This window comes from Microbacterium sp. ZW CA_36 (assembly GCF_044987475.1).
In the GTDB taxonomy this organism is placed as follows: domain Bacteria; phylum Actinomycetota; class Actinomycetes; order Actinomycetales; family Microbacteriaceae; genus Microbacterium.
Genome location: NZ_JBJDRL010000018.1, coordinates 71,777 through 78,904, shown reverse-complemented (window position 1 = coordinate 78,904; position 7,128 = coordinate 71,777). Strand labels below are relative to the sequence as shown.

The 7,128-nt window shown below is 65.1% G+C and carries 11 protein-coding genes; 3 read left to right on the top strand and 8 right to left on the bottom strand.

Annotated elements, in window-relative coordinates; all coding sequences use genetic code 11:
- Nucleotides 1–39: 39 nt before the first annotated feature.
- The 3 genes from ACI3KX_RS10150 (at nt 40) to ACI3KX_RS10140 (ending at nt 1,195) form a co-directional block, all read left to right on the top strand.
- On the top strand, nt 40–333 hold the full coding sequence (locus tag ACI3KX_RS10150) for a hypothetical protein (RefSeq protein ID WP_404909615.1): 294 nt from the start codon (nt 40–42) through the stop codon (nt 331–333).
- A gap of 42 nt (nt 334–375) precedes the next feature.
- Complete coding sequence (locus ACI3KX_RS10145) at nt 376–594, top strand: hypothetical protein (RefSeq protein ID WP_404909614.1); 219 nt, start codon at nt 376–378, stop codon at nt 592–594.
- Nucleotides 595–850: 256 nt separating this feature from the next.
- The gene (locus ACI3KX_RS10140; RefSeq protein WP_404909613.1) at nt 851–1,195 is read left to right on the top strand and encodes a hypothetical protein; all 345 of its coding nucleotides are present in this window, start codon (nt 851–853) and stop codon (nt 1,193–1,195) included.
- Here ACI3KX_RS10140 and ACI3KX_RS10135 read toward each other — a convergent pair.
- The 8 genes from ACI3KX_RS10135 to ACI3KX_RS10100 all read right to left on the bottom strand — a co-directional run bounded on the left by ACI3KX_RS10135 (nt 1,192) and on the right by ACI3KX_RS10100 (nt 7,029).
- Entirely contained in the window at nt 1,192–1,767 is a 576-nt protein-coding gene (locus ACI3KX_RS10135; RefSeq protein WP_404909612.1) for a recombinase family protein, read from the bottom strand. The two genes, ACI3KX_RS10140 and ACI3KX_RS10135, sit on opposite strands and share 4 nt — an antisense overlap.
- Nucleotides 1,764–2,780 carry a zeta toxin family protein gene (locus ACI3KX_RS10130; RefSeq protein ID WP_404909611.1) on the bottom strand — a complete coding sequence of 339 codons (1,017 nt, stop codon included), beginning with the start codon at nt 2,778–2,780 and terminating at the stop codon, nt 1,764–1,766. Before ACI3KX_RS10130 ends, ACI3KX_RS10135 begins: the two co-directional genes overlap by 4 nt.
- Nucleotides 2,777–3,031 carry a hypothetical protein gene (locus ACI3KX_RS10125; RefSeq protein WP_404909610.1) on the bottom strand — a complete coding sequence of 85 codons (255 nt, stop codon included), beginning with the start codon at nt 3,029–3,031 and terminating at the stop codon, nt 2,777–2,779. The genes ACI3KX_RS10130 and ACI3KX_RS10125 overlap by 4 nt, the downstream gene beginning before the upstream one ends.
- A gap of 271 nt (nt 3,032–3,302) precedes the next feature.
- Nucleotides 3,303–4,469, bottom strand: coding sequence for a GTP pyrophosphokinase family protein (locus ACI3KX_RS10120; RefSeq protein WP_404909609.1), 1,167 nt, complete (start codon nt 4,467–4,469; stop codon nt 3,303–3,305).
- On the bottom strand, nt 4,469–5,239 hold the full coding sequence (locus tag ACI3KX_RS10115; protein ID WP_404909608.1) for a hypothetical protein: 771 nt from the start codon (nt 5,237–5,239) through the stop codon (nt 4,469–4,471). The genes ACI3KX_RS10120 and ACI3KX_RS10115 overlap by 1 nt, the downstream gene beginning before the upstream one ends.
- Complete coding sequence (locus ACI3KX_RS10110; RefSeq protein WP_404909607.1) at nt 5,229–5,768, bottom strand: hypothetical protein; 540 nt, start codon at nt 5,766–5,768, stop codon at nt 5,229–5,231. The genes ACI3KX_RS10115 and ACI3KX_RS10110 overlap by 11 nt, the downstream gene beginning before the upstream one ends.
- A 294-nt stretch (nt 5,769–6,062) precedes the next feature.
- Nucleotides 6,063–6,386 (bottom strand): hypothetical protein, encoded by a 324-nt coding sequence (locus tag ACI3KX_RS10105; protein WP_404909606.1) that lies wholly within the window; start codon nt 6,384–6,386, stop codon nt 6,063–6,065.
- Nucleotides 6,387–6,585: 199 nt separating this feature from the next.
- Entirely contained in the window at nt 6,586–7,029 is a 444-nt protein-coding gene (locus ACI3KX_RS10100; protein WP_404909605.1) for a cyclase, read from the bottom strand.
- Nucleotides 7,030–7,128: the final 99 nt, after the last annotated feature.

The following is a 7,128-nucleotide window of genomic DNA, read 5'->3' as shown; positions in this document are numbered from 1 at the left end:
CCCGATGCTCAACCCGAACACCACGATGGGAATGAACCGATGACCACCACCCCACACCCCACCCGGCTCGACCGGGCGGATACGGACGCCGCCCTGTACCGGGTCGCGATCTGCGCGTTCACTTACCACCCGGACAAGCACCTCGACGAACCCGGCTACCAGCTCGCCGAAGACCTCGCCTGGTGCCTCGCCCCACTCGCCGGCCTCCCCACCACGCAGCTCGCCGTCCTGCGCGACACCATCGCGACGCTGATCACCACCCCCACCGCCGACCGGCAATCGTTCATCCGCGCCCTCGCCACCCTCAGCGACGACGCATCCGGAGGATCGTGACCGCGTCGGATACCTGCCGCTCACCGAAGGAAGGAGCGATTTATGAGCATCCCGATCCAACTGTTGCCGTTCATTGCGGTTGTGACGATCGCGTCTGTCACGAGCGTGCTGCTGCTGCCCGTCCTCGCCGCCCAGCTGTTGTCCGGCCACCTCGTCCGCGCTGCTCGAACCACCACCCTCGCCGCCGTCCTGGTCGTCATCGCGTACGCGACGGCGGTCCCGCTCGGCGCGGCCGACTGGGTCGCGGTCCCATCGCCATGAACGCCGCGACCAGCAACCGGGCGCCGGATCCGTCGCCTCCTGAACCCTGCCATGGAATGGGGCGTGGGGGCCTTTCCTGGCCGGTCATCGTAGCTCCCTCCACCCGTTCTGTGCCGGGCTTTCGCGGCATATCCTCACCCCTCCGCTGGCGCTCCGGGGCTCCGGTATTCCACGACCCGCACGCCACGGCCTCCGGTCGCACACGACGCCACTTGCCAGGAAAGGCACCACCAAAGTCAAGAAACGAGGAACCGACATGAACACGACAACGACGTCCACCCCTACAGGCCACGGCTCGCCCATTCCGGACAGCATCGTCGCCTGGGACCGGCTCGAAGAGACCATCGACCGACTCGCCGACATCATCGACCAACGACTTACCAGTCACGATGAACAGTTGGTCTGTAGCCTCCAGTTCCCGGAAGCGGAAGCTCTCGCCGAAGTCCTCGACGCCGGCAGGCACACCCGCACCGCGGCACGGCTGATGCACCGGTGGGCGCTGACCGAACCTGACTGGGAAGACGACCACACCCGCGAAGCCCTCATCCGCGACTGGCTCACCATCGACCGCCATCCGCAACTGCGGGGCCTGGAACCCTAACCAGACTCGTCGGCGCTGCGGGGGAGTGGGGCGAGCGCGCGCTGGACCGAGTTCGCGCTCACCCCGAGCACTCGAGCGATGTGCGTGACCGGCCGGCCCAGGTTGCGCAACTCGAGCGCCATCGCCATTCGGTCCGCCGTCATCACCGTCGGCCGCCCCGGCCTCTTACCGGCGGCGGCCGCCGACGCCATGCCTGCCCGGGTACGCACACTCACCAGCCGATGTCGCAGCGCCTCCAACGCCGCCAGCACCTCCACCGGATCCACCCGCTCCCCGGTGCACAGCGCTGGCTCGCTCAGCGACCGGAATCCGACACCCCGCTCACTCAGACCGCTGACCGTGGTCACGAAATGCGTCACCGCATGCGATAGATGCGACGCGCTCAACACCACCAACACGTCACCCGGGTGCAGCGCCGCGAGGCACTCCGCCAACCCGGGGCGCTGCCGCGGATCGGCGTCCGCGTCGTCGGTGAAGACCTGACCCGCGCCGGCGTCGGTCAGCGCGGCAACGTCGGCGGCGACATCTTGGTCAGACGAGACCGCGCGGGTGTACCCGACGACACGCGTCACCGGGACACACCTCCACGCTCCGGACCACCTGCAACCACCACAGGCGCCGCGATATCGACCGGACCTACCCCCGGGATGACGTTCTTGCGAAGCGCCACCAAGGCGGCGACGGCCTTCTGCTCCATCGCCGTCGCGAACGCGCCACCCGCCGGCACGTGCAGCTCGGGAATCACCTCCCGCAACGACGTCTCATGCAGATCCACCAGCAACTCCGTCACCGCGGCAGGAAGCTGCCGGCGTGCGGCGGCGAAATCGGTGACGTGGTGCAACTCGCTCAACCACTGCGTCGCATCGAACCGCCCCATCCGCGCCGACTGCGCCGCCGCCAACGCCGCGCCCGCGCCCGCGAACGCCGCCGACCCCGCGAACCGGTCAGCATCAAAGATCACACGCCCGCCGCGATCGATCACCGTCAACCGGTCGGCCCACACCGATTCCTCCACCGAGGCGACCAGGCTCCGTGTCGCAGCGAGTCCCTCGTCGTGCGCGTCCCGGCTGACCAGCGCGACCGCGTCACCGGTCTGCATCTTCCGGAGGTACTCCGACGTGACCGACAGCAGGCTCTCCGCCCGCCTGGAGCCCACCACGACGAGCCGGGTGGTGAAGCGCTCCGTGGCGAACCGCTCCGCTGTGCCAGCGACCGCCGCCACGTTTGTGAACGTCCCCTCCAGCACGAGCGAGCGGCGCTGTTCCCGCGCATAGCGGATGCACCCACTCACCCACCCCGCCACTGCCTGCGCGATCGACGCCGCAGACTCAGGATCGGCGCTCGCGGATGGGTGCAGAGTGCCCGGATGGAACGCACGAAGATCCTCACCCGTGAGTACTGCGACGTCCGATTCCGCGTCGCGGACGAGGCTCGAGGACGCGCGTGAGCGTCCCGCCCCAGGCTGGCCAGCGACCAGCACCAGCGTCGGAGTCGGGTCCAACTCAGTTTCGGGGAAGTACAGCGGGAGAATGTCGCGACGCAGGATCCGTTCGCGCGCATCGTCATCCAGATCGGCCGGCTTCACGGGAGGTGACCCTCGAGCTCACGAATCCGTTGGTCAATGCGCGCGGAGACAGCTGCGACGGCCGCGCGATCGTACGCGTCGACAGCAAGCACCTCGCGGCGCAACCGGGCCAGCTCACCCCGCGCGTCGCCGCCGGAATCCCCTGACTGTGCCGCCGCCGACAGGAGCGCAATGGCCCGCGCCGCAGCCTCACGCATCAGGTCGTACGCGACAACATCATTCACTCGCCACGGCGAGGTCGCTCCGGGCATCGACCCTCCTCTGTAGGCCCATCGTAGCCAGTCCCCAAAAAGGATCAATGTCACTTTTGGGTGTCGCCGCCTTCTTGCCGTCTGCGAGCCCGCGAAAAGTCGCGACGGGGCTATCACCCGCCCGAAGGCCCGCAACCCGGTGACGATCCTCAAACGGGCGGTGCGCGATCGTCGGACGCTGAGAGCGCATGCCCGCCGACGTCGGATCATCGCGCGAGTGGCGGTGAACCCGCGCGATGCCTGCAGTCGGGATGCCCGTCCAGACTAGAAGCTAGGCGCTCGTGCGTCCGCCCCCACTGAAAATGCCATCGTGTATCCGGCGAAATGCGAGGCGTCGGAGGTCGTTCGCCTCATAGTGCTCTTCGTCGAAGTCATCATTCGGGTCTGCAGGCACTGAGTCGAACTCGTCCCCCTCGCGTTCGAGAGCCAGGTGTAGGTAGAGATAGAACAGACTCACGCCAGGAGTGATCGTCCGTTCATCGTCACTGTCATCGTCATCAGCCTCGTCGCGCCCCATGAACATGAACTCATCGTCGTCGTGGCGGCTCGGAACGTTGTATTCAAACCACGCGGTGGCGAATCGTGCGACGCGTTCTCCATGTCGAGACATCTCGCGATTGACATCCGCAATCGTCTCGAGGCCGACCTCCCTCAGCTCTTTCGCGCGCAGGTTTGCGTACTCGGATGGCGGCTCGGTCAGTAGGGTCCATCCCAGCTGGTCAGAGATGTAGGCATCGGCGCTCCTTACCGAGTTCGCGGATGTGACCAGGGAACGAATAGAGTCACGGTCGACCGGCACGTTGACACCGCGTTTCACCGCGGCGTCCGTCTTCCGAGCGTGTGTTTTCGCATCCTTGGTTAGCCTGACGAACTCATCATCGGCAAGTTCAAGGATCCCTGCCAGCCGTGCAAACCGCCGGTGTATTTCCTGCGGCACGTCGACCGATGACTTGTACCCCAGGTCGTGCTCGATCTCGGCCCACGCGTGTTGGAGGATCGATCGAACCTGGATCTCGAAATGGATACCGGCGAAGATGCGCCACTCAGCAAGCGCTGCGCGATCCTCCTTGAGCTTCACGATGAGGTGGTAGGACCGGTAGCCAAACTCGTCGGCGTTGAGATCTGCGATCTTGTCAACGGAGCGTTTGCCATCCACGTCAAACTCCTTCCGGAGCACGGCGACCACAGCGTCCACTTCCGTCGCCAAGTGTGTGATCACCCGCACGCCTAGGAGGTCATGGAGGTCTCCGAATGACCCGTACCGGTTCGGGCTTGCGTCGATCTTGGCCGAGGCGCTGCCTTCTGTCTTCACCCGGTGCGTGACGCTGTGGACGGCGATCCCTTCGTCAGACAACATCTGTTTGATCAGCGATCGGATCTGCTTCCCGCGCTCGCGGTGCGGCTTCGAGGCCGACTGATAGTCGCCACTCCGTGCCATCACCTCGCCTCCCCGAGCTCGTGGATGAGAACTTCAGCTGCCGCTACCCCGGGGGGGAGTAGTTGCACCGTCGTCGTCTGCCCGTCGAACTCGATCAAACGGTTCGCGTGCATTGGCTTGAGCACGTTCTTGCGGTAATCGGCGGGCCGCTTCTGCTCCAACCACAGGATCAGATCAGCCTCCGTGGCGTGGGTCACGCCGGCTAGGAGTATCAGCGTCTGCTTTCGCAAGGTCAACCCCGGCACCAGCACTCGACGCTTCTCGGCGCTCCGCCACACCAGAGCTACCTCGCGCTCCACGAGGGCATCCACCAGATCGGTCGCCTCGTCGGTGGTCAGCCCGTGGAGCAATCGCACGAGTTCAGCGACAATCCACTTGCTCATGTAGACGACCGCCGTCGCGTCCATGTGGTTCGGGTCGACATCGCCGCCAGCGTGACCCACCCCGCGGTTGTTCCGGATCTCGTAGAGCGCGACGATCATCCGCGGAATCTGGATACGCGGAGATCTCGCCGCCGTCGTGTACTTGTTCTCTAGAGCGAGGCACGCCTGAGGCATGTTCTTCGGCTTGTTCGCGCGGGCCGGGTAGGTGCCGGAGAGGTAGCCTTCAACGATCGTGTATGCGGCCTCGCACAACTTCCCGCCGTTGAGTTCGGAGGGCTCCCAGCGATGTTCCGCGTAGTTCTTGACGACCTGCTGAAAGGCGTCGAGCAGGTCAGCGACGAGCGTTGGCGGAAGGGCGTTGAAGGCGTCCTTCGGGTCAAGCGCCATTCGCCGCGATCATTTGCTCAACCACCTTGACGCCAGCAGTGGTGACTTTGAACGTCTTCCTCGCCTGGCGCGACTTGCCAGACTTCTTGAGTTGGAGCACGAGCGCGGGCTTCTGATTGATCAGCGCCGTCATGGCATGAGCGGTGTTATCCACTCCGTGTCCGAGGTCCTTGAGAAGTTTGTTGAGTTCGAACGAACCGAACTGCGTCTTGCCTTCCACCACCTGGACCCAATACGCCGCCACGAGCAGACGGTCGCTGTTCGACTTCGGTCCTGCCGAATCGTGCAGGTCGGCGAAGTGGTCCCATCCCCCGCCGTCTTCCTCTTCGACTTCCTCGTCGTGCTCGTCCTCGTCCCTATCCTTGGGCGCGTCGGCCTTGCCGGGCGTGCGCGAGGACTTGGCGAGTTCGACGCCGTAGCGCTCCGCCGCCCATCGAATTACGCGACCCCTCGCCCCTTCGTCAAGTCCCGTCAGCGCCTTTGAGACAGCACCCATCGCCTCGATTTCGAGGTCCTTATTGTCGTCCATTCCGACCCCCAGTCATGAACCCTTGGGCAGAGAATACATGGGCGGAAGACACGGGCGATAGAGACGGCGATACGGGCCAAGGCATGTCCCCCGGCGCGCCGCGGGTTCTTCCTTGACACGGGAGAGCCCCGAGCCTTCTCAGGCGTGGTCCGATTTTGTCTGGCTTCGATCGCGTGCGCGAAACCCGGTCGGCTAGCGGGCGCAGCCAGGTTCTGTTGCGGGTTAGACCTGATTCAGATCCACCCCGACGGTCATATGGCCCTCGCGCTTCGACGATCAGTCGAAGCGGGAGCGTCAGGTCGCTACCGGTTCGCTCGCGATCGCCTGACGGGCAACTGTTGTGTTGTGGAGCAGAATCGCCGCCGTTCCAGGGGCGAACGCACAAACAACCGGAACGATGGCCCAGACCCCGGCGACTGGAGCGAGGCCCCAGAGTGAACCCAGCATGACGAGGAGAACACCGCCGACACGAAGTCCGATGCTTGCGCCGCGGCGCACGCGTGGATTGCTCCAGAGTGGAAAGGACTCGTCGGGCTTCGCGAGGGTAACCACGAGCACCGATGCCAGCAACATCGTGGAGCCGATCATCACGACGGCAACGCTTAGTGCAAGGGCCATGTCGCCATCCAAACATCCCGCCGGTAAACCGGCAACCGAGCCATCCGGACGAGAGCAGGTTGCGCTGGGACCCATTTCCCGATGCTGGGACGGACGCGAAGCGTCGCCACCGCACATCGAGGCCGCAGAGCATGCGATGGAACGCTGGCTAAACCTCCTGTGCGCTGCCGGGTCGGCCATCGTGCGCATCTACCGATGCTCAGCGCAGCGCGGCGAGGAGATGTTCGTTGCGCTTCGCGATGAGGCCGCGGAGATACGGAACGAGTACCAGTCGCTCAGCCAGCGATCCGAAGATCGGCGACGCGACTGTGACTGTGTCAGTCATGCGGGAGCCCGTCGTGAGCTGCTCAAACCGGTGCTCGTGGATAAACGTCTTGAACGGGCCGCGGACCTGCTGGTCGATGAACTGCGTGGGTCGGTCTAGCGCGGTGATCTGTGACGTCATGGTCCACCAGACACCGAAATGCCGGGCTCGCCAGGTGACCGTCTCGCCGAGACCGATCTGTCCCGTCATCACGCCCGCCACTGCGCGTTCGGCAGATTGCGACATCGACGAGACATGCGCATCGATATCGAGCGATAGGTCGAAGAGTGCCTGAGCGGAGATTTGAGCGTCAGTTACGAGCGTGAAGGTCGACGGCACGCTCCTATCTTGACGCCGCATCCGAACGAAGCGCCGCCCGTTCAGTAAAGGGTGGATCACCGCGCGCAGCGGCCCGTCGCCGAGCGCACGGTCACGGAG